Here is a 23,441-nt window from a genome sequence, read left to right on the forward strand (position 1 = left end):
TGCCTGTGCGCTTTTTATTTAAGGAGGTTTATATGTCCATAAAGAAAATAATTTCATGTTTTCTTGTCATTGTTTTAATGATATTCTTTCCAACACCTAATGTCAAAGCTGGTGGAGCTATCGGTACTATAGGGACCATTCCCTCAGGAGGTTCTCCTGGTGAAGGAGGAGGATTGTATGAAGTAACACCAGCATTTCGCGTTGGTATTGTAACTGAAACATTTAGAAAACCTATTGATACTAATGATTTAGAAAAAGTACGAGCTCAAATTATTCAACATTATGTTAATCACTTTCCCGACATAGAAAACTATATTATGTTTTCTCCTTCTTCAATTTACCATGAAGACCATGATATTGTACTTGGATGGTACAACTTAGGTAATGGAGATATTCAATACATTGCTAAAGAGAAACATTTTGATAAAAATGGTGTTCTACAAGAGGAACCCAAAAAAGATGAAGATGGTCGCCATGTTTTGGAAAAGAAGCATCGTAAAATTGATCCTGGAACTGCCACTAAAGAGCATATATTCTACACTGATCTTAAAGGGCAAATTGTTAATAATAGTTTAAAATCCCTCAATAAATATAAGTGGCAATCTATACTTAAACGTAAGAGTTACAATACAGATGAAGAGTATAATAATGCACTTATACAGTTTGAAAAAAAATCTACTCAATTATGGAGTTATTTGCTAAAGGGCTGGGATAACTCATCAGAAACATTAATTAATATAAAGTTAAATGAATATACAAAATATGTTCCACCTAAAGAATCAACAGCAGAAGAAAGACTAAATAATCAAATTGCTTATCTTGACTTGCTTATGACGTTATATGTGTTATCTCCAGATGATGAGGCAAAAGTATATGCTGAAGCAATAGAACGTTATGTTAATGAAGATGAACTTGCTATAAGGCCTCCTCTTATAGCAATCGACACAGCTGTCCGAGTTAAAGTCCCAGCATATACTTCAAAACCCTTTTATCTACCTTCTACCTCTTACTTAATGTACGTTTCTCATGTAACATCTTCTTATGATCTATGTAATCCCAACGCACCAACTTTTGAAGATAATGATACACAACCCTATGAGGCTGACCATACAAGAAAAGTACTAACAAGTCTGATACAAAAATCTGTTGACCAGAAACCTAATGAAGATCGTATTTCAGACCTATATGGTGAAACAGGTAAAAAGAATGGGTTTAATTGGGGTCAATCTGGTGTCTGCCAAGATATATTACGAACAACTGGTAATATGGTAAAATGGTACGATTCTACAGTTAATCCTGTTATGAAAGCTCTCACATTTCATGATGACCATTATGGATTCGTTATTGTATCCGCTGAAAATGTTATCATCCCAAGTCAAAATCCACCAGCAGGCTTTTCAATCATTAGCAACCCCAAAGAAAAAATGCTGGAGGCAGGTTCGAAAACCATTCAATCATATACAGAAATAACCTTACAGCGTAAACTAAAGGATACGCAAGAGGTGGATTGGATAAAAGCTTTAGACCGAGAATTTGATAGTGGTTTTCCTAAAATCATTATTAACCTGGATTCTACAACGTTAGCCAGTGGAAAAGCTGACACAACGACTACATATGATTTCTCAACACCTTCAAAATTCAAAGGTAATGGGCAACCCATTCCTTTAACAAAAGATGAACTGCTGTCTTTTATATTAGGTGATACAACATTTAGCTATAGACATAACTTGGTGAATTATCCCGTTGAACCTAAAAAAAGCTATACCTTTAATTACAAAGCATCCATACAGGTTAAACTATCTAATGAAATAACCATCGATCTACAAGGAGACCCAGACCAAGCCTCAACAACATATTATAGTCCTGCAAAACTTATCCGTTATACTTCCTCACCAATGGTTTATTCGGAAATTAAACAAGGCTCACCAGGCAATGAAACATTTGAAGCCATGGCAGGTACCCCTACAACACGAAATCTGTATTTTGCAAGCGGTGGTAGCGAGTTCATTGTGGATATTGTAACGGAATACTGCCCAGACCTTACCACTGAACGAACTTACAGAAGCTATTTTTCTGGTACTGCCAGCGCGTTCAAAACTGGTGACCAAGCTGGTAACTACACGGTAGGTGGTTTCTCCTTTAATGGTCATTCTGGAGGAACCCATACCAAAACATGGTCGGGTAGCATTCCATGGACTGGCTCACATTCTGCCAGTGGCTGGCATGGTGGTAGTGTAACAAATAGTTGGAATTATTCCAGCCAAGAAGCGGCCTTAAAAGAAGCAGAAGCATATGCATCACAAGTTAATGGTACGACTATATCACATACTGCTGCAAGTGATGGTAAAACACGAAGTTTTAACAGCTGGAATGCATCTGTATCAGGTGGTTACTCAGACGGTTCTGAAGGCACTTGGACAGATGGAAAGGATCCGCAACCAGCATCAGGTACACCTGGAGAACCTGGCTATAAATCTGCTAAACCTGGCGTTCCAGCAAAAAGTTCAGCAGGTACTGCTGGTTCCTATTCCTATTCTGTAAAGGTTACCTTACCAGCTCATAAATTATGTGGACCAGATCATGAAAATGATATGCCTTCTATTGAAGATACATGGAAACAAACCATTACCTACGATATCCAAAAAATTGTAGATGTGAACATCTGGAAAATTGACCGAAGTCATGTGGATGGCATGTCAACCCTAACGGAGACAGATGACATCACAGCAACTGTTGTTCAAGGGGATCCAAATATTTTTTATAATATTGCAGCCAATGATACCTCTACTGATGGCCGGATACGTTACAGCCTTGAACCGGAACAGCATGATCATGTGGTTTGGCATGAAGGGGTACGCTCCGATACATCTGATGGATTAGGTACCAATCCTTTAGCTGATGACAGCCCTGGAGGTGGTGGTCATTATGAGTCATATGGTAAAGGCATTATCTACACCAATAGCACTATACCTAACGAAGTTAACTACCATCAAAATAATGCTGATGCCACTGATAAAACAACACCTGAATTTGCTAAATTCAATGAACGAAGAAATCAAAAAAATATCACTACGGTCATATCCGATTTTGTTATCCTCCAAACATCCAGCGGTGATCAGTCCCTCATCTACTTTGAAAAAGACTCCGAGGAAAAAACCAGTCAAGAAAACTTTGCTGATATGCAAATTGAAGTAGAACACATGTGGGATGATAACCCTGAATCAGCTGCTAAAATGACGCCAGAGGATATTCATATAGGTTCCTATAATGGTAACTACTTTAATCCTGCCGCCAAATACAAAGGTAATGGCGACCAACATAAGACGATTACTATTCTTGATAATGACCCTGCCAAAACCATTACAAGACCCACAAGACCTTCTAATATGCGGCTTGTAAAAGAGAATATTGATGTCATGGATACCATACCTAATGATGAATACATCACTGGTAATAGCAGTGTCTTTTACCGTAATATACTAAGACATGGTCAACCTAGTGATTTCTATAAAGATACCTATCATGGAGATTATGGTTTATCTGGACTTAAATATCCTTCTACCTATTCAGACAACCATAGTAAGGTTAATGATATTGTTATTCATAACCCTGTAGCAGCCGAAGATGCCATGGTTGTATCCCTTGACTCTTCACTGGATCAACGATCAGCTGGCTCATTGGTTGGCGGCAATCTGCAAAGTGATACAAAAGAGTATGTAACGGAATTAAAAAATGTGCATCCTCATCAGAACTTCTTATTTAATGGTAACGCGGAACAACTATGTAATAGTGGACATATTCTTAATTGGAAAGGTGAAGTGGATAACCCAACGGATGTGGCTTTTCTAAGACGGACCTCTAGTGATTGGAAAATCAGTGGTAGTGGGTCCTTTGAAATCAGAGTACCTGCCAAATCAAACAGAATAGCTAAGTATGTTTGTACGACAGTAGGAGAAGCAGGTACCCACTATCATTTTTCTGGTAAAATTGGTGCACATAGAACAGAAGGTTATTTTACAATTGAAGCCTTAAATGCCAACGGCAAAGCGATAAAAACTTGGCAAACACCTAAGCATAAAAGTTCCCAAGTTATTGAGCAATCCCTTTGTTTTACTGCTCCTAATGATACTGTTCAGTTAAGAGTAAGTATTGTAAATGGACTATCCCATAACACAACTACTGTAGCAGAACATATCTTTGCAGATGATCTTGTACTGACAAAAGAACATGGTGATACATCTCCTTGGGTACCTATCAAATATTCTGCTTATGAAGAAATCACCCAGAATAATCCAGGCTATGTAGAGCCTCATACCATTTCAAATCCAGAGTATGTTCCTGCTGTTAACGAACCTGGTACAACACAAAATTTTAGCTATACAGGTAATCGGCAGACCTTTACAGCACCCTATACAGGTGAATATACTTTAGAAGCTTGGGGTGCAGCCGGGGGTAACTATTCAAAAGCTAATGGAGGATATGGCACTTATGTGAAAACAACCAAAACCCTTAATAAAGGTGACACCATGTATGTGTATGTTGGTGGTCAAGGTAAACCAGGGAACAGTAAATCTGGCGGCTGGAATGGTGGGGGTACATCCGGTGGTTGTACATGTGGTTCATCTTCTGGTGGCGGTGCAACCGATTTTAGGACAACCACATCTACAAATAGCCGTTTTCTTGTTGCAGGAGGTGGTGGCGGCGCTGGTACATCTGGTAATCACGGTCGTTCTTCAATCTATGCTACCATGTCAAGCTATGTAGGGCAAACTGGGGCTACTTCTGATGGCGGTGGCGGTGGTGGCGGCTATCGTGGGGGCTACAATGGTGGAACAGATATGGGTGCTTATGCGGGTTCTTCATTTGTTAATAACACTGAAATTACCCACAATGTCAGTAACAGTACCTATGTTGTCACAACAGGCAGTAACTCTGGGCATGGACGAGCTCGGGTAACTTTACCACCAAAATACTCACCTGAAGTAGGTGAACCGACTATTTTGGTTAATAATGCCTATTATGTGCCTGCTGTTGTGAAGAAAACTGGATCAAGTATTGTGGTGATTACCCCTGCCCAAGGTGAACCTTATATTCCAGATCTAGCCCCAACCATTCGCACTGTTATCCAATCCGATAAAACAATATCTGAACCACCTGATGATTGGTATGAAACCAAGGTCATTACCATACCAGCCAACCCTACGGTTACAGTGCCTGGAGGCGGCAATTTCAGTGCAGGGAATTTCTTATTACTTGATTACCCATTCCAAGTATATTTTCCAAATGAAGGGGATTTCTATGGTACCGGTGCTTATGGACTTTCAAAAACAAGTAACCATACTGGTAAAGGCTTTACCAACAATATGTCCACAACTGAATGGACAGCAGAAAAGTTTGCGAAGTTTGGGTTTGCCGTTATACATAAAGGTGTTCTTTATCCTGCGAATACAGAAATATCTTTGACACCCATTGATGAAAATTACTATGACTTTTATTTGCCTTTAGGCAATAAAGAAGCACTAAGTGCCTTTACAGAATTCTATGCAGTTGCTAACAATGCTCCTTCTGTTGATAATCGTACAGCATACAATAATAAAAAAAGACATAGTCATAAAAATGCACGGCATTCCGCACTAAGGGAATACAACATCGATATCATCGGTCGAATCGGTAATTTAGTCATGGAGGATACAGGCGATTATCGTTTCTCTAACTTCTTCAAGCAGCCTCTTTATAATGAATGGTATATACCAAGTGTTGTCCATAAAGTTGCCTTAGATCAACAACGAGCATACTTAGGTCCTTTAAAAGATATTCGTAATCATACAGTGAGTACACATACTCATTACTTGAATACTTATGGTTCTCTAGATTTTCTTAACCGGGCACCCGTCAATCTACCATTATCACCTTCTATCAATAACATCCCAGCTCTGCAACGTCAACCATTAAGATATGGCTACCCCATTTTTATGGACATTCAAACAACAGGTAACTATTACTCTAAAATGCAAATTATACCTTACTACTATCACTTGAACTTAAAAACAGGTACATTGACACCTGTGGACGTTTACATAAAAGAAGATAAGGAATATAAGCCTATTAATCTATTCGGTGCGGCAGTAACAGGTTGGGACCCAAATTCAGTTTATAACTTTCATGCTACTTTAGACTGGGAGTCTGAAGCAGATAGAAGAAATTATGATTCAGAAGAACAAACAATCACCGAATATGTACAGTCAAAAACATATAATGTAGATGAGGCTGGTAACGTGGCACCATTACGTATTCCTATAGGACAGTATCACACCTATGGTAATGCGCAAATTATGCATCCTTCCGAGCGTAACCGTACATTTATAGGTACATCCTGTACCTATGGGTATGACAAAAACCCAGATGACGCACTGGATGAATATAACTACAACCAACAAGCCCAACGCTGGCACTTCACCTTCAAACTGCCTTCATCGGCCATCTTCACCCCTCATGGTCAACCCATGACAAAAGCCAACGTCGAATCCGTTATGAACAACACCAGCGTTATCGTAGCGGCCGCTGATATAAAAGCTGTTGGTGATACCTATGTCTTACAATATGAACACCCTACAGGCAATGGCAGTGTTACGATTGCTGGTACAACACACTCCCTAGCTTCAATACCTTACAGTGTATACGCTATCTATTCCGCTAAAAAATCTGCTGCAAACGATTTGAGTATATCTGGAACCCATTAATGATTTTATAAAAGGGGACTATTTTATGTCAATATAAAGTGGTCCCTTTTCCATTGAATAATAAGGAGGTGTCCCATGAAAAAGGCCATGATTATCCTACTATTATCACTGATAATCACTACCCATGTTACTTATGCAGAAAATGCTTCTGTACTCCTTTCCCTCTATGGCTTTGACAAAGCCGTATCTGTAGAAACGGAAGAACAACGCCTGCTTGACATCACTGAAGCTTATACAACTGTACAAACGAAAGTCAAAACAGGTGAGATGATGGAAAAAGCTATCGACATCTATATTGCCAATCATCACGATAATCTAGCTGTTTATGATGATCAAATCTCTACTTTGGAGCATAGCTTGAAAGAACAGCGAAAGCTCATCTACAATAGCAGTGAAAAATCCGTGGAATATCTGCTGGAATTGGATGCTCAATATCAAACCACATATAACACGTTAAAAAAAGTACAAGCAAACCGTAACATCTATGCCAATCAGCTGGACATACTGACGACTAATCCTGAACATACAGCACGCATGAAACAAGAATATAAAAAACTAGAACATCTGCTTGCTACACAAGAAAAAAACTATAAAAAAGCTACCAGTTATCCTGAACTAGGTGATATAAAGAACTTGTCTTATCCTCTTGGAAAAGAAAGTTATATCACTTCTGGATTTGGTGAACGGGAGGATCCTTTTAATCCACCAGAAATTCAGTTCCATCGAGGCATTGACCTATCTGCTGATATGAACACAGATGTGACTGCACTCTTTCATGGCACCGTAGAAACAGTGGGATCAAGTGAAAACATCGGCTATTATGTCATCATTAACCATGGTAAAGGTATCAAAACCCTCTATGGTCATCTTGACCACTACCATGTGGAGGAAGGTCAAAAGGTTAAGCAACATGACATCATTGCAAGCTCAGGTAACTCTGGCAAACGCAGTACTGGACCACATTTACATCTTGGACTATACATTAACGGCATCGCTGTTAATCCCATACATATTTTTTAAGAACAATAACGAAGGAGGAATACCATGTTAGTGGCATCTAGAGACAGATTTTTACCTACCGTTATCAATACACTTGTACTGTCAAAAAATGATTACTTCTATTATATCCACCGAGATGTTTATGACCAAGCAGTGATATTAGCAGATAAATATACCAAGGAAAGCTTAATGTCCATCATTGAGCCTCAACATAATCTGTCTGCTATTCATTACTTTTATGAACAGGCACCATACCCTATTCATATCCTTGCAGTTTTTTTAGGCATCGTTGACTCAGGTCTATCTGAAGACATGGAAGTGCTTACAGGCGCTCTTCATGTGATTACTGCTGCAACCAATATCAAGTCTTATGTGGAAGTGAACAAGGAACTGCGTAAAACCTTACAGTTTTCCCTCTACATACAAGAAGAATACGAGATGGCATGGGAGCGATTTTTCATCACCAGTATCCCTTATGATGAGCGACATACAGCGCCTGTTCAAGAGGTATTACCTGTTGAAGCACCAGCTCATTCTGAGCCAACCATGGATTATTATAATCCCCAAGATAACGTACCTTCTGAAAAAGACATAGAAAACATGCTAAAGGAAACAAAAGCCCTAGAGAAAGAGAAGTTAAAAAACATTCTTTATGTAGAAGAATCCTAACGTATCACATCATGCATACACATGCGTATACCCATAAAATGGACTAGTCCTCAGATTGCATAATAAAATCTATTATAGAAATAAAGGAGTTAAACATATGCAAGAGTTAAACATGCAAGGGCCCGAAGAGGCCTATCAATCACTGGGTGAAGTTATTGAACTCATATCAGGTATTATTGAATCTTCAGAGCTCTTTCGGCATCGCATTGAAAAAGCTTATGATAACGTAGAGCTGGCATTTTTAAAACGGTTGTTAAACGCTATTACACTGGTTGAACACGATGCTATTATACTCAAAGAAGATTTTATACATATGCAGCAAAACTTAGATAAGTCATAAAAAAGGAGAAATGAAATGGGCCAAAAAGCTAACTTACTAGACCCTGAGTCACTTGAGACTCTATACACCGAAAGCATTCGGTATAAAAATAAAGCAGATGAACTATCCCATCATATAAGGATACGTATGAACCAATTAACAGACCCTCTTTACCTGAATCATTTTAAAAATGGTCAGTCTAATACGTTTGTTCACGCCATTATTGGTGGAAAACAAGCTCTGGAGGATCTACTGGATGCAGTAAAAGATACAGCCAACTTTATTGATAGCACTTTGGAAAATACCAAATCCCCTTGGGATAATCATCAACCATCGGATAAAATCAAAGAATCACAAACCAATCAAACGCTAAAACGATAACGACAATAGGAGGTACATGCTATGATTTATATAGCCTCATTAGCTGCATTTGGCAAAAAGACATTTGGGGATAAAATATTTCAAACCAAAACAAGTAAAATCATTGAACAGCTGGTGCTGAATCCAAAGGTTTCAGGAATGGACTCCGTTATTTTAGGTCCAAAAGACCTTGCTAATGCCACAACCCGATCTCATTTAGCAAAAGCACTTGATGATAAACATCCGGATGTCTTGGTTATCTATCTCTATACCAACGATAAAGAAGCAGAACTTCTTAACAACAAACAAGTCACTGCTAAAAAAATTGAAAAAAGAATCAATTTACAAAGTTTTAAAGAAACTGCTACAGAGATTTATGAGCATATGGCACTCACTAAAAAAGGTGATATCCAAAAGCCTAAGGTCAAAACAACATGTAATGATACCCTTGAAGAAGTATCCAGTGTTGAATCCGTTCCGTTAGAAACCCTGGAAGCAAAACCTTCTGAGCCATTAGTAGAAGAACCAACTCAAGTAAGCGAAGAACCTGTTGAGCGTGAAAATAGCCAGCCTCAACGACCTGTTACAGAATACATACAACCTGAGCAATCCAGTCCTTCTAAGATGACAGAAGAGCGTATAAAGGCATGTATTCAGTTCTCAGACTGGGATTTATTTAAACGCCTTATGACAAAAGATACCATTGTCAGTGACCTCATGCTTCAGAACAATGATTATGCCATGACCATTAACATGTTAAGCAAACTGGATCAAGATATTGTGGCTATCTTTAAAGATGATCAAAAAACCGTAGAAGAACGCTTTTCAGCCATCAAAGAAATAGGCATTAAACGTTCTAACTATCGGGTTAAGCAAAATAGCATTATCTCTGAAAAAATCGCTTCTATTCTTACCACCATCACTGTTTCAGCTGAAACCATGATTCACCAGCGGCTTCATGATATCACATCTGCGCTTAATCAATATGATGCCAGTGATAAACGTTTATACCGTCAGAATAAAGAAACTTTAGAGGCACTTATTGATCAGCGGATGACATTGCAATTTGAACTCCATGAGCTCTCTAAGAATTTAATCACCATCTACCAATCCATGGACGCGACTGTTAATCAGATCATTGGTTCTTTTGACAGTAGTCTGCCATCTGATAATACTTACGTGAATGAAATCTATAAGACTTCAGCACAGATATTTACACCGATTAATGCACCCAAGTTAGCAGCTAAGTTAATGAGTGACCTACAAAAAAATCGTATATCCTTATCAGCACTGGAAAATCTAATACAAGAAGTGGTATCAAAAGTATTCTACCTCTGTGAAATGGATGAATCCATTATCACTCACCAGAGCAAGCTCATTAAACTTCTAGAGTCACAGAATGTGGAAGATGTGGTGATCGTAGATACCATCTTAAAGAATACTTTACGACTGTACATAGGACCCAGTGACGTTGGAACAAGGGCCACAACCATTACTTGGGCCGGTATACTGTCAAGAAGGCAAAACACATTACTTATTGACCTGTCAGGACATGCTAAATTTAAAGATTATGGCATTGGGTCAATCACCCTTGAACACTTTTTAGAACATGCCATACAAGAGCATTTTGTATGTGTAGAAGGTCATTTACTAAGGGCATCCGAACTAGAACCCATCATTATACAATTAAAGAAAAGACTTCACTACTATCCTTACATCAATATCATCTTGGATACTTCTCAAGCTGACCTTATTAAGGAACTTGCCAACCATGCTCTATCCATAACTTATATTTCCGATTGCACCAATAGAAGTAATGCTCTGGTGAAGCAGTCTCATGAACATATCACCCTTCATAACATTGCCAAAAAGATCGTTCTCATCGATCCTACCATAGATGAAATGCTTATCCTAAGAGACTTATCTATGGACCCTCTTATAACGAAACTTATTATGCTGCCATATCTATCTAAAATTAAGTCATGTGTCATTAAAGCTCAACCACCTTATCTTGACCCAGAGATTCGAACCATCTTTGAAGAGGCTTTTAGATAAGGTTTTTTTACACATCCATTTCTATTTTATCAAGGGCTGTTCCATGCATGTCATGGGACAGCCCTTCTTTTTTTGCCTTATGCCATATCACCTCTGCACCAAACTGGTCCTAAATGTAACAAAAATTCCCTTTACCATTTTTTCGTACAGGTTAAACCATTATTGACACATATCATATTGATACTATTTAATTGGCATGTTATAGTATGTACACATCAATACAAAGGGTGAATATAATGCTTGTTGATCAGTTAATCAATCGACCTATTTACTATTTTACCTACATCTTATTCAAAAAAAATCTAATGTCCCATAAAGACATTAGAATCGTAAAATACGGTATGCAAGTGGTTTTTAGTGAAACTCTAAAAATTCTAATGCTGGTTTTATGTTTTGGTGTTGTAGGCAAACTACCGGAATTTTTCTTGTCTTTAACAATATTAATTCTCATCAGGTCGTATAGTGGTGGAATTCACTTTAGTACATTTATGAGATGTTTCTCATTTACTTTAGTTTTTTTCCTACTAAGTGTAACTGTTTTACCAGTTGTTGACTACATTAATAATCCCTCAATTTATGTAGCGATAGTACCATTGAGTACTTTGATCATTTATTTATATTCACCCATGCCCTCAAAACATCGTCCTATTTCTAATAAGAGGATTTATTATAAAAATAAAGCTATAGCTACACTCTTAACAGTAGCTATCTATTCAGCAATCTTACTACTACCTTTAGATTCCCATTTAAAAACAATCGGTATATGGACCATCGTTCTACAGGCAATACAAATAATGATAGCAGGAGGTGTAAAAAATGAAAAAAAAGCTATTCGTAATGGATAAACTATTACTTTCTATGTCCAGTATTTTTATGTTCGCATCATTCTTCGTAGCATCTAAATCAAGCTGGTTCCTCTTTGGCGAAACTTCATGCCCTAAATCTCTACGTAAATAATTCTAGCAATCAAAAAGAATTTTAAAGCAAACACTATTATTATCATAAAATACTTCAATGTTCCCGTTTTTAGATTTTACAATTTTTTTGACATTATATAAACCATAACCTCTGTTATTGCCTTTTGTCGAGTATCCCTTATCAAATATTTTATTGAGTAATTCTATCGTCATAGGTTCACTGGTATTTCTTACTTCGATAATTTTATGTGTATCATTCTTATCTAACTTGATATGAATACTTTTATCGGACAACTGTTCTTTTTTCATATTTGCTTCTATAGCATTATCTAATAAATTACCTAAGATATCAACGAATTCATATTCTTTTATGGGGTATTCGGGAAAAGGCGAATGACAATTAACAGATAAGTTAATGTTGTGTTGTTTCGCTTTTATTTTTTTGCTGTATAAAATAGAGCTAACTACTTTATTACCTGTATTAAGTAAGGTATCATCTTCTTGAAATTGATAGCCACCTATTAAGGTATTCAAATAATTAATGACCTCATCATCTCCAGTCCTTTCCGCAATACCGTATATTGCATGGAGTTGATTTTTTATATCATGTTGTTTAGCTTTTACATCACTTATCAAATTTTCTAATATTGGATTATATTCTTTATAGATTGCATTGGCTTTCTGTTCCTGCTTTATCCTAATTAATTCCTTAAAGATGATGACTACAACTAATATCCACAGTATGATACCAACAATAATCCATGAGATATAGTCAATACTTTCAAAATCCGTTTTCCATGCCATTGTATAGATAGCTAATGGTACTGCAATGAGAGCTGTTAACCATAATATAATCGTTTCAAACCTATCGTATAGATTGATGGCTTTTTCTAATGGAATATAATAGTATGTGAATATTGTTATCATCACTAATAGAACATTACATGAAGTCGCAATCAAATAATTATCTGCAGCTATGTTCAACATCTTGAAAATAGAAACAATAATTAATTGAAGAATGATGGTATAGCTGCTCCCTAGAAGATAGATTACGATAATTTTCTTTAGTGATAAGTCATATTTGTATCTTAAAAATCCAATAAGTGTTACAGCTAATAAGATTTCTTTAAATATAACATTAAACATAACCAAAATAACACTAACAATGGATAGTACAAAAATTATATTTATCTTATGTAATAGTTTGGTAAGTAATTTATTACTGAACTTAGAAATAACCATGACTAACGTACTGATTTCCAATCCGTTTATCAGTATTAAATAAACCAGTTCGTAGACCAGTTCCCGTTCCATCTACTTGCCCCCCTCTATTATCTTTATCACATCGGCACAATACTTGTCCCCTACCAATGCGATCTCATCATAACCGTAAAAGTAAATATCCCATGCTAATTTCTTCCTTTTTTCAATTTTTTGCACATGATTCATATTGACCACATAACTTCTGTGTGTTCTTACAAAATAATCGACGCCAGTTTCCTCAATGAGTCCTAACACCCTTTTAAAGGTCATGTTTGGCACAACGATTTTTCCTTGATCTGTATGTAAATTCAACTTACGCCTAGATGATTCTGCAAAATAGATATTTTTCAGAAACACCTTGTGTATAATACCTTTTAACCCAATAGCGATATATGCCTCCTTTTTCTCTTGGACTTTCACCTTTGTTATGCCTCTCAAAAGCTTGTCCGCAGCATTAATAACTTTATCCCTACTAAATGGTTTTTCTATAAAATCATAACAATGATATTCTTGTACAGCTCTTGGTAAGAAAGATAAATGAGTCGTAATAAAGATGATATAGGCCAATTCATACTGCTTCATGGACCTAATGGTCTCAGCTATCTTCATACCATTGGTATCTGGTAACTCTATGTCCAAAAAGAACAAATCTATTTTTACGTTACGCAATACCTCATTCGCTTCAGCACCTGTACCCGCTTGATAGATGCGGATGTTGCTGAAATTCTCTTTAAGAACATTAACTAGATTCTTTCTCGATACTTCATTATCTTCTACAACTAAAATATGATTCATGAAACCATCTCCTAAAATGGTCATTTAACTTTTCATCTTTATTATACATAACTTTTCGCCAAGATGGTATAATTATTTGTAAAATCTTCCATTATTTTAAGTAAATTTTTTCCCTATGTTAATAAAATAACATAAATACCCTTCTCGTGGACTATGCCTAACATACTGAAAACACAGGTTTCTCACTACCCCTGTGTTTTATGGTCATAACATTTTAATCATTTATCATATTTTTTATCATTGTATGCAATTCATTTCCAGTGAACGTTGTGTAATAAGTACCTTTTTTCTTATCATAGATGGTATGAATTTTCCAACATACCCAATGAAAGATAGACTTATCCCTTATTTCAAAGTCATGTACAAATACATACGTGTATTTATCGCCTATATAAATTACTCTTCCTCCATAACCATATTCTAATTGAAATTTCGTGTATTCAATCACTTTATTATACGTTATATGCCTATTCTTATACATGGCATTGGCTTTCAATTGCTGATGTACTTTCTGTATGCCAGATATATCTGTATATGTAGCGTTACGATCTATAAAATAAAGCTCATTTGGCATTTTTACTTCACCAAAGTCAAACTGATTATTCTCCATCACACTATAACTTATTGCAAACAGACCTGCTATCATAAATACAATAGCAGCAACCATTTGTAAGATTACTTTTGTTTTGTTCATTGGAAACCGATCATATGTATCCAGTTCGTCTTTTAATTGCATCAGTATTTGCTTTTTTAAATCATAACTGGTCCATTTCTTAAATTTTACCATATAGGATTTTTCATTAATATCTTTTATCTGAATAGAATGAGAGGATCCTTCAAGAATAAATAAGATATCCTCCTCTTTTTCCTTCTGAATGGCTTTAATGGACATGACAGAAGCGATTGCCCTATCCATACTCTTGCATAATAATTCTTTATTATGGGTATACACTTTATACTCTGTACCCATAAAAAAAGCAATCATTGTACGAAGCAAAATTAAAGTCAAGACAGCTAGTAACACATATGACCAAGAAAACCTAGCATCGGTTACTTCTTTAAAAAAAATAGCAATCATGCTTAAATTAATGATATCCAATATCCATTTTGTTTGTTTTATGATGCGTTTGCCGTATGCAAAGATGATGGTATTTAACAGAAAAAAGAAAGCTGTTAAAAACCATAGAATTGCATTAAGTACATTTATAATCAATTGAATCCCTCTTATCCATCATATCCTTATTTATCACAACCCATACATTATAATATATTATTGAAACTATCTCAAGAAAACTTATATATAATGCCGGATTTTTCAGAAAAAACAAAGAACCCATATATCGTTTACGTAACATGGGTTCAAAGGGTACGACGATCCTACCATATTTTATTATGCATACACAACTTTAAATCAATGGGTTGTCAGACCTCCATCAACACCAAACACCCCTCCTGTAATCCACTTTGCCTGTTTTGAAGCTAGAAATACAGCCATATTCGCTATGTCTTCTGGTTCCCCTAATTTTTGTAAAGGATAGATATGTTTTATCATGGCATTAAAGCGATCTCTAGCATCAGTGTCTAGTCTTTCCATATTAGCTTTTACTTGAGGTGTTAAAACAACCCCAGGCGCAATTGCATTAACACGAACACCTTTTTCCCCTAATTCAAAAGCAAGGGCTTTTGTAAAAGATTCTATAGCACCCTTGGTCATGGAATAGGATGTGGATGGTCGATCAGGAAGCATTCTTTTTGCAAAATAGGATGACATATTAATGACGTTTCCTTGTGTACTTTTTAAATCATCCAAAAAGGCTTTAATAAGCAAATAAGGTACTTTGGCATTGAGATGCCAATGATAATCTAAGGTATCTTCATCCATATTTTCGAAAGGTATAAAACGGGCAATGGCCGCATTATTCATTAGAATATTTACCTTTATTTTCTTCCGTTTAACTTCTGCAACAACCTTTGAAATAGACGATTTGCATCCCATATCGGCACTTATGGTGGTTACTTGAATAGGATATTTTTCCAGTTCACGCTTTTTTTCTTTTAATTTTTCTTTATCTCTTGCAACAATCACTAAATGAGCTCCTTCTTTAGCAAAAGCCCGTGCAGTTTCAAATCCTATACCATCACTTCCCCCTGTAATAAGTGCTGTTTTTTCATGTAATAATCTCATTTCTATCCCTCCTGATTTCATAATTAGAGGAATTCATCACCTCTACTTATAAGTATAAGTAGATGGACACTATACCGCATTAACATAAGTTAAAATGAGGCATTTTTTATTCGAGATAAGGAGACATTACTAATCCCAATATAGGAAGCGAGGTGGTAATCTGGAACACGCTTTACAAGCCCTGGATATTGGGCACAAAAACTGTGATATCTCTCTGTTGCAGAATACATTAGAAATTCATGCTCTCTTACAAACTTCTGTTCCACAAATGCTTCTACTTCTGATAGTGCAAATTTGTCCCAATAATGATGCTGTTTTAACCATGAGCAAAAGGGATCAAAGAGACAAACAGAAAGTTCCATATCCTCTACAGCTGCTATGCTGAATAAACTGTCTTCTTTTTGAGCAGAAGGTGCAATGGGCCACACAAATTGACCTTCTTGGAAGAATCCTTTATTAAATTCACGACCTTTTTTATCCATATAAAACAGTCGAAGTATACCTTTGTGAATAAAAAATACCTTATTCCACCTTTCCCCTTCCCTAACAAGAAATTCGTTACGGCGATACTCTTTTGCCATAAAGAACTGTGATAGTTCCATTAATTCTGTATCAGATGACTGAGGGTTTCTAAAGACTTTTTTTCTTAACTCTTCAATTAGCGATTTATTTTTTGTGTTCACAACATACACCTCATAACAATTTCAAGACCTTTTATGGAATAAGCTAGCAGGCATGTTAAAGCAAATTCTCTATTCTGATGCTTGATGAAGCTTTAAATATGTAATAACGACTACACCGAGCGTAAAGGGACCTGTAAAAAGTGCAATAAACTGTCCCAAGTGACTAAACAAATAAGTGCCTACCGTACCAAAGTTGATAGGTGGTAAAAAATTTTTCAGCACATTCATTGGCGATTGAATAATGAATGGAATAAGATAGATGATAAACACTTCCCAAAAGTGATTAACTACCAATTGTTTGCTATACATTAAGAAATTTTTAATCTCAGGGTTCAAAGCTCTTATCATAATGGAAAAACCAAATGTAACCACTAAATACATAGTCGGTATACCGCCTACCAAAATAGCTACAATTTTTGAGAATAATTGCTGTGTAGCCGAAAAACCTATAGTGAAGATGTATGTGGGTATAATGATCATTAAACCTAGTATTAAAACGGCTCCTATAACACGCCATGTGCAATTTTTAGCTTGTTTATAGCTTTCTTTTATGGTAATACTTCTACAGTAATACCGTTCTTTAATGGCAATAATAAGTGTTATACCTAATTTAATATTATAATATATGCCTAAATATGCAACAACCAGACCAATTAATTGTATAAGCAAATTAATACCTATATTACCTGTCATGTCACCTAAGTCCATAAAATGGCTAGTAATAAATAATATCAGTACACCAAGACCATTGATCTTAAAAAACAAACTAAAATTATCTCGATATAAGTTAAACGCTGTTACCATAACATCTTTAAGTTCAAACTTCTTTTGATTCATCGTGTTCTCCATTTTACATATCCTTTCATTCAACAAGTCTCTATGGACTACTATCCTATTTTTATTATATACCCTACTGCATATAAAACCACAATAATGCCTTACTTCCCATTCTCAATGGTCTCTGCCAGCTCATTTAAATATGTCCATCGTTCCATTAACCCCTCCAATTCACCTTCTAGCTGCTCTTTCTCCTCTGTCAATTCCTGTAACCTGACATAATCACTACCTGCATTATGAATACCCTCTTCCACCTTCACAAGCTTCTCTTCAAGGGTTTCAATCTTATCATCTATGGTCTCATATTCTATCTTCTCTTTATAGGTAAACTTAGGTGCTCTCGCCCGTTGCTGTTGGTAGGCTTCTTTTTTACAGGTGCTAGACTCCGATTGCTGTCGTTTATCTTGCTGATTGTTTATTGAAGAAGGATCTGCATTCAATTCAATGTACTGGGTATAATTGCCCGTATATTGTTTTATTTTACCATCACCCATGAATAGAAATATCTTATCCGCTATTTTATCTAAGAAATAACGGTCATGGGAAACGGTTATAACAGCCCCTTCAAAATGCTGAATGTATTCTTCTAGTATGGTTAAGGTTTGAATATCCAAGTCGTTGGTTGGCTCATCCAGTAAAAGCACATTGGGATTGCCCATGAGGACCCGTAATAAATAGAGTCTTCTTCGTTCGCCACCCGATAATCGGTCAATACGCGTATATTGCATTTCCTTTGAAAATAGAAAACGCTCTAACATCTGGGAAGCAGTTATTTGCATATGATCTTTCGTGGTGATGTATTCTGCCACTTCCCTAATATATTCTATGACTTTTAGGTTCTCATCCATGTCTTCATTTTCTTGAGAATAATACCCTACAACAACGGTATCCCCTTTATCCACCTGACCTTCATCCGGTTGAAATTTCTCGGCTATTAGGTTTAATAAAGTGGATTTACCTTGCCCATTGGCCCCGATGATACCAATTCGGTCATCCTTTAGAACGGTATATTCAAAATCGCTAATAACCACTTGATTGTCAAAAGACTTGGATACATGGTCTAAGCAAACGATTTTTTTACCTAACCGTCTTGACCCTACCATGATGTCCAGATTGTCTTTTCGAAGGTCCACCTTGGCTTCTTTCAATTGCTCAAAACGATCGATTCTAGCCTTTTGCTTTGTACTCCTTGCTCTAGCACCTGTTCGAATCCATTCTAATTCGGTACGGAACATATTTCTTCGCTTTATTTCTTTTCGAATAACCTCTTGTTCTCGTTCTGCACGTTTTTCTAGAAAAACGCTGTAATTACCCTCATAACGATAGAGGCAACTCTGGTCTAACTCCCAAATCGTGTTGGTGACACGATCTAGAAAATAGCGATCATGGGTAATCATTAAAAGCGCTCCTTGGCGGCCATTTAAATAGTCCTCCAACCATTTAATCAATGTATCATCAATATGGTTGGTTGGCTCATCTAAGATCAACAAGTCACAAGGTTGAATAAGAGCTGCTGCAAGAGCCACACGCCGACGTTGCCCACCAGATAAAGTACCTATTTTTGCATCATAATTGTAGATACCTAACTTGGTTAATATGCTTTTGGCCTCACTTTCAATCTTCCATGCATCCATGGCATCCATTTTACTGTTAAGAGCCGTCAACTGTTGTTGTGTGACCTCATTGCCAGCATCTTCTTCAAGAGCTTGAACAACATGCTCATAGTCTCGAATAAGGGCCATTATGGGACTTTCCCCTTGAAAAATGTGGTTCAATACTGTTGTTTCACCATCAAACTCAGGGTTCTGTGGTAAATACCCAATGGTCACATCTCGTCCTGTTACAAGGACGCCCTCGTCCAGTGATTCCCTACCAACGATGGTTTTAAGAAGGGTCGTTTTACCTGTGCCATTAACACCGATTAAACCTATTTTATCATCATGGTCAATACCAAAAGATATCTGATGAAATAAGACTTTCTCTGAATACCGCTTTGTAAGATTCTCTGCTGATAATATGTTCATATGGTTTATAACCTGCCTGTCTACTAAAATATCTGTTCTCATTAACTTCTTCTATACGTCGCCTAACGATTTATCTGTATCGATTATATCATACCTTGCTCCTTGTACCAACACCACATCATCAAATATTCTCAAATAAATACGACATATACTAAAAACTGCATCCTATCCATTGATAGAATGCAGTTCATCGTTAATCTGTATTGAAACGACACGCGTTAATCCAATCATAGCCATCAAGCATTGCTCACATCATGACATAATCATTTTAACTCATTAGGGTTCATGCTACTACTTAGCTTGATAATGAGGTGGTGCAGGTGCTTTTATGACAATAAGCTCAAGTACTTCTTCATGGAGATTTTTCACATTCATCTTGGTTTGGTAAGGAATCTGAATAATATCCCCTTTGGAATATTTGTGGATGTCTTGATCGTCTAACTGAATGGATAGAACGCCTCTGATAATCGTCATATACACATTGGAATTAGAAAAATGTTCTGGCAATCCTTTATCTTTATTAAAAACCATATGGATATAATGCACATTATCATCCATAATGATCTTTTCAACCGCTGTTTCATCTTCTGTGCTATAGTGATATAATTTTTCTATCATGCTATTACCTCTCTTTCGATTATATGCTATATATTTATATATATCAATTTACTAATATATTATACTACATATAAACGGCTGATTCGGTAATATATGTTACGGCTTTATTAAATAGACAATAAATATGTTGCTTTCTCCTAACATTTATTCCATGAAAAGCGATTATCTTCTTATCATGCATTTTATTGTATATTACATGGTATTTTGTTTTATAAATTGCCCAATAACATGGACAGGTAAATCCACTTGTTCAATCAGTGTATCCAGATACTGACCGTCCAGAGCCACTACAGCACAAGTAGCAGGTCCAGCTGATTGTTCCATATCCATTGCTAGCTGTTCTTTTGGGCAGAAAGTTAGTCCTCCTGTTCGAGCCATTTCTAATGCTTCATAGCCGATTCCTTTAGAACCAACGGGTAAGATATCCTGAATAAAATCTGTTTTTCTGAGTTTCACCATGGTTGGAAGATTCATGATTTCTCCTTGATCGTTAACCACATCATCCCCGACCTTGGGTAAGCCAACCACCACAGCTATATTGCCTGGTTTTGCTCGTGGGTAGGTAAAGCTACTATTCAACTTACCAATTACCGTTATCCCCATACCGGTAACGGTAACAGGTATATTTTCCTCCGTACTCCCTGTCAACATGGTTTCCCTATCTATGCCAATCTCATCTAATGCATCACCAATACCATCCAGAATGGTTTTTCCTGTATCATTCATTTCAACGGATAACGTATTTACAACCGTTATAGGCCATGAGCCTAGCGCAATGGTTTCAGCTAATGCTACACACGCCGTATAATAACCTGTTATATATGGACTTACTTGTACCAAATCATGCGCTTTATTTCCAATACCACCACATGAATCACACGCCACCGTAAGCATATGTTGGTCATCTATTTCTATCATTGTGATATCTCGAAATTTTTTTATCATAAAATAGTCCCTTCTTAAGTTAATAGGGTGTGATCATGTGAATCAGTCTACCATAACCTTTGTTGTATTCCAATTCCATAATCATCCCAGGTTCAATTTTAAAATGCCATCGTTCCTCACTAGAAAGTCCCAGCAAATGCATAACAGCTATCCGCATAACACCCCCATGGGTAACACAGATACATGTACCTTCTTCATCCTTTATCTTATCTAAAAAGCTCATAACCCTCTGATCAAAGTCCATAGAGTTCTCACCATTTGGGATAACATACGCCTCGTATTCTTTCATAAACAACACATATTCCTTGGGGTACTTATCCATGGCCTCATCAGGCGTCAGGCCTTCAAAAATACCATAATTCATTTCCCCAAGAGCATATACCACTTCAAGACTAACGCCTAAATGCTTTACCATCTCACTTGCCATGACCTGAGTGCGTTCCATTGGACTCGTATAGATACAATCCACAGATTTATGTTGTATGTATTGTAAAATCCCCTTAATTTGCTGCTTACCATGGTCTGTAAAGGGTGAATGACTCACGCCATATATACGTTTTTCTACGTTGGCATGTGTTTCACCATGCCTTATCAAGATAAAATTCATACAAACCTCCAAACTTATCATGTGAACATCAAAAAGCCTAAGTCAAGATACATGGACTCATCATCTACAATCTATAGCTTACTGAACCATCATCAGTTGATTTAACAGATAGGTACTCAATAAAAAGATAACTTGGGAGCTTTCAATGGTCATCCCCACAACATCCCCAGTGATGCCATCCAACTTTTTATGTATGCTTCTAACTAAACACCCAACAATAATACTGGTAATGACAAACCCACCTAACAAAATATATTGTTTTAACCCTATAATCATCAGTATCACAAAAAGGGCAGCTCCAATACCATGCCTATAGGTTGTTTCATCCACAACGTCTTTACCAAGACCAGCTAAACGTGCATATTTGCTTACGGAACATACCATCATCGCAATCGACCTGCCAACTAGTGGAAAAAGCAGAATTGTCGTAGCTTCACTTAGGCCAAGCAGCACCGTCATACTTATAAAGTAGAAAATAAGGGCAATAACACCAAAGGCACCAATGCGGCTATCTTTCATAATTTCAAACATACGCTCTTTGTCTCTACAACTAAGCAGCCCGTCACTGACATCTGCTAATCCATCAAGATGTAACCCACCTGTAATCATGAGATACACCATTAACACAAGGATTGCAAAGACACTGGGATCAACCTTACCGTTTATAAAAGTAATGGGATACAAGCATGCGCCTACAATTAGCCCAATAATGGGCATGTATTTAATACCTTTTATAAAATCGCTTCGATTAAATTCAAAATAATAATTCACAGGAAACCTTGTCATAAAGGTTAACATGAGAATAAAACCTTTCATAACCTATCAAGCTCCTTTTATTTTCATGGGAATGGATGAAATCATGAAATATACTTCATCAGCTCGGGTTGCCAGATATTGATTGACACGACCTGCTATATCACGAAAAATACTGCCCAGTCGATAGGCTGGTACCAAACCCATACCCACTTCATTGGTGACAACAATTAATTGTTTCTGTTCTTCTTCCATTCGTTGAAGGAGCTTTTCTATTTCTGCAAAAATATAGTCTTCCACCTTTTGAATGGCTTCATTACTACAGGTATCGTAATCCATGTCTTCATCAAACATCAGGTTAGTCACCATGGTTGTTACACAATCCAGTAAGAACAGATCTCTACCTTCTAATAACCCATCATCTAATGCATCAAAATCCCGATACTGCTCAATAGTTGTCCACTCTTTTGGTCTTGACATTTTATGGCGGTTAATACGTTCTTCCATATCTTGGTCGGTTACCACAGCTGTAGCAATATAACCAATATGTCGACCTCTTTCTTTGGCCAATTGTTCTGCATAGGTACTCTTTCCACTTCGAGCACCACCTGTAACCACTGTCATACGCATACGAAATCACTCCCATTTTTTATTTACTCTATCTTTAAGCAT

General features: G+C 36.7%; 20 protein-coding genes and 2 pseudogenes. 8 read left to right on the top strand and 14 right to left on the bottom strand.

Annotation, left to right across the window (positions count from 1 at the left end):
- Positions 1-32 precede the first annotated feature (32 nt).
- The 8 genes from HZI73_RS23680 (at position 33) to HZI73_RS26905 (ending at position 12,099) form a co-directional block, all read left to right on the top strand.
- The gene (locus tag HZI73_RS23680; RefSeq protein WP_212695807.1) at positions 33-6,740 is read left to right on the top strand and encodes a glycine rich domain-containing protein; all 6,708 of its coding nucleotides are present in this window, start codon (positions 33-35) and stop codon (positions 6,738-6,740) included.
- 75 nt (positions 6,741-6,815) lie between these two features.
- Positions 6,816-7,760: a M23 family metallopeptidase gene (locus HZI73_RS23685; protein WP_212695808.1), complete on the top strand. Its 945-nt coding sequence runs from the start codon at positions 6,816-6,818 to the stop codon at positions 7,758-7,760.
- A gap of 24 nt (positions 7,761-7,784) precedes the next feature.
- Entirely contained in the window at positions 7,785-8,408 is a 624-nt protein-coding gene (locus HZI73_RS23690; protein ID WP_212695809.1) for a hypothetical protein, read from the top strand.
- A 97-nt stretch (positions 8,409-8,505) separates the two neighbouring features.
- Positions 8,506-8,748, top strand: coding sequence for a hypothetical protein (locus HZI73_RS23695; RefSeq protein ID WP_212695810.1), 243 nt, complete (start codon positions 8,506-8,508; stop codon positions 8,746-8,748).
- Positions 8,749-8,763: 15 nt separating this feature from the next.
- Positions 8,764-9,108, top strand: a complete 345-nt coding sequence (locus HZI73_RS23700; RefSeq protein ID WP_212695811.1) for a hypothetical protein — start codon at positions 8,764-8,766, stop codon at positions 9,106-9,108.
- A gap of 21 nt (positions 9,109-9,129) precedes the next feature.
- Entirely contained in the window at positions 9,130-11,142 is a 2,013-nt protein-coding gene (locus tag HZI73_RS23705) for a hypothetical protein (protein WP_212695812.1), read from the top strand.
- Between the two features lie 236 nt (positions 11,143-11,378).
- On the top strand, positions 11,379-11,987 hold the full coding sequence (locus HZI73_RS23710) for an accessory gene regulator ArgB-like protein (protein ID WP_212695813.1): 609 nt from the start codon (positions 11,379-11,381) through the stop codon (positions 11,985-11,987).
- Positions 11,980-12,099, top strand: a complete 120-nt coding sequence (locus HZI73_RS26905) for an AgrD family cyclic lactone autoinducer peptide (RefSeq protein ID WP_408648287.1) — start codon at positions 11,980-11,982, stop codon at positions 12,097-12,099. Before HZI73_RS23710 ends, HZI73_RS26905 begins: the two co-directional genes overlap by 8 nt.
- A 2-nt stretch (positions 12,100-12,101) precedes the next feature.
- On the opposite strand, the gene HZI73_RS23720 is transcribed toward HZI73_RS26905, so the two are convergent.
- From HZI73_RS23720 to cobU, 14 genes and pseudogenes are all read right to left on the bottom strand, one after another.
- Positions 12,102-13,373 (bottom strand): sensor histidine kinase, encoded by a 1,272-nt coding sequence (locus HZI73_RS23720; protein ID WP_212695815.1) that lies wholly within the window; start codon positions 13,371-13,373, stop codon positions 12,102-12,104.
- Complete coding sequence (locus HZI73_RS23725) at positions 13,374-14,117, bottom strand: LytR/AlgR family response regulator transcription factor (RefSeq protein WP_212695816.1); 744 nt, start codon at positions 14,115-14,117, stop codon at positions 13,374-13,376.
- Between the two features lie 214 nt (positions 14,118-14,331).
- Positions 14,332-15,330, bottom strand: coding sequence for a hypothetical protein (locus HZI73_RS23730; RefSeq protein WP_212695817.1), 999 nt, complete (start codon positions 15,328-15,330; stop codon positions 14,332-14,334).
- A gap of 198 nt (positions 15,331-15,528) precedes the next feature.
- Positions 15,529-16,302 (bottom strand): SDR family NAD(P)-dependent oxidoreductase, encoded by a 774-nt coding sequence (locus HZI73_RS23735; protein WP_212695818.1) that lies wholly within the window; start codon positions 16,300-16,302, stop codon positions 15,529-15,531.
- A gap of 89 nt (positions 16,303-16,391) precedes the next feature.
- Positions 16,392-16,985, bottom strand: a complete 594-nt coding sequence (locus HZI73_RS23740) for a Crp/Fnr family transcriptional regulator (protein WP_212695819.1) — start codon at positions 16,983-16,985, stop codon at positions 16,392-16,394.
- A gap of 69 nt (positions 16,986-17,054) precedes the next feature.
- Positions 17,055-17,822, bottom strand: a complete 768-nt coding sequence (locus tag HZI73_RS23745) for a hypothetical protein (RefSeq protein ID WP_212695820.1) — start codon at positions 17,820-17,822, stop codon at positions 17,055-17,057.
- A 101-nt stretch (positions 17,823-17,923) separates the two neighbouring features.
- Positions 17,924-18,316: an ABC transporter C-terminal domain-containing protein gene (locus HZI73_RS26910; RefSeq protein WP_408648288.1), complete on the bottom strand. Its 393-nt coding sequence runs from the start codon at positions 18,314-18,316 to the stop codon at positions 17,924-17,926.
- 135 nt (positions 18,317-18,451) lie between these two features.
- Positions 18,452-18,925 (bottom strand): annotated as a pseudogene (locus tag HZI73_RS26915) (ATP-binding cassette domain-containing protein); the annotation flags it as partial.
- Positions 18,926-18,961: 36 nt separating this feature from the next.
- Positions 18,962-19,888, bottom strand: a pseudogene (locus tag HZI73_RS26920) (ABC-F family ATP-binding cassette domain-containing protein); the annotation flags it as partial.
- Positions 19,889-20,137: 249 nt separating this feature from the next.
- Positions 20,138-20,464, bottom strand: coding sequence for a cupin domain-containing protein (locus HZI73_RS23755; protein ID WP_212695821.1), 327 nt, complete (start codon positions 20,462-20,464; stop codon positions 20,138-20,140).
- A 192-nt stretch (positions 20,465-20,656) separates the two neighbouring features.
- Positions 20,657-21,409 carry an AIR synthase related protein gene (locus HZI73_RS23760; RefSeq protein ID WP_212695822.1) on the bottom strand — a complete coding sequence of 251 codons (753 nt, stop codon included), beginning with the start codon at positions 21,407-21,409 and terminating at the stop codon, positions 20,657-20,659.
- A gap of 19 nt (positions 21,410-21,428) precedes the next feature.
- Entirely contained in the window at positions 21,429-22,016 is a 588-nt protein-coding gene (locus HZI73_RS23765; protein ID WP_212695823.1) for a histidine phosphatase family protein, read from the bottom strand.
- Between the two features lie 78 nt (positions 22,017-22,094).
- Positions 22,095-22,832, bottom strand: coding sequence for an adenosylcobinamide-GDP ribazoletransferase (gene cobS / locus HZI73_RS23770; protein WP_212695824.1), 738 nt, complete (start codon positions 22,830-22,832; stop codon positions 22,095-22,097).
- Between the two features lie 6 nt (positions 22,833-22,838).
- Entirely contained in the window at positions 22,839-23,399 is a 561-nt protein-coding gene (cobU, locus tag HZI73_RS23775) for a bifunctional adenosylcobinamide kinase/adenosylcobinamide-phosphate guanylyltransferase (RefSeq protein WP_212695825.1), read from the bottom strand.
- Positions 23,400-23,441 lie beyond the last annotated feature (42 nt).

This window comes from Vallitalea pronyensis, from assembly GCF_018141445.1.
Classification (GTDB): domain Bacteria; phylum Bacillota; class Clostridia; order Lachnospirales; family Vallitaleaceae; genus Vallitalea; species Vallitalea pronyensis.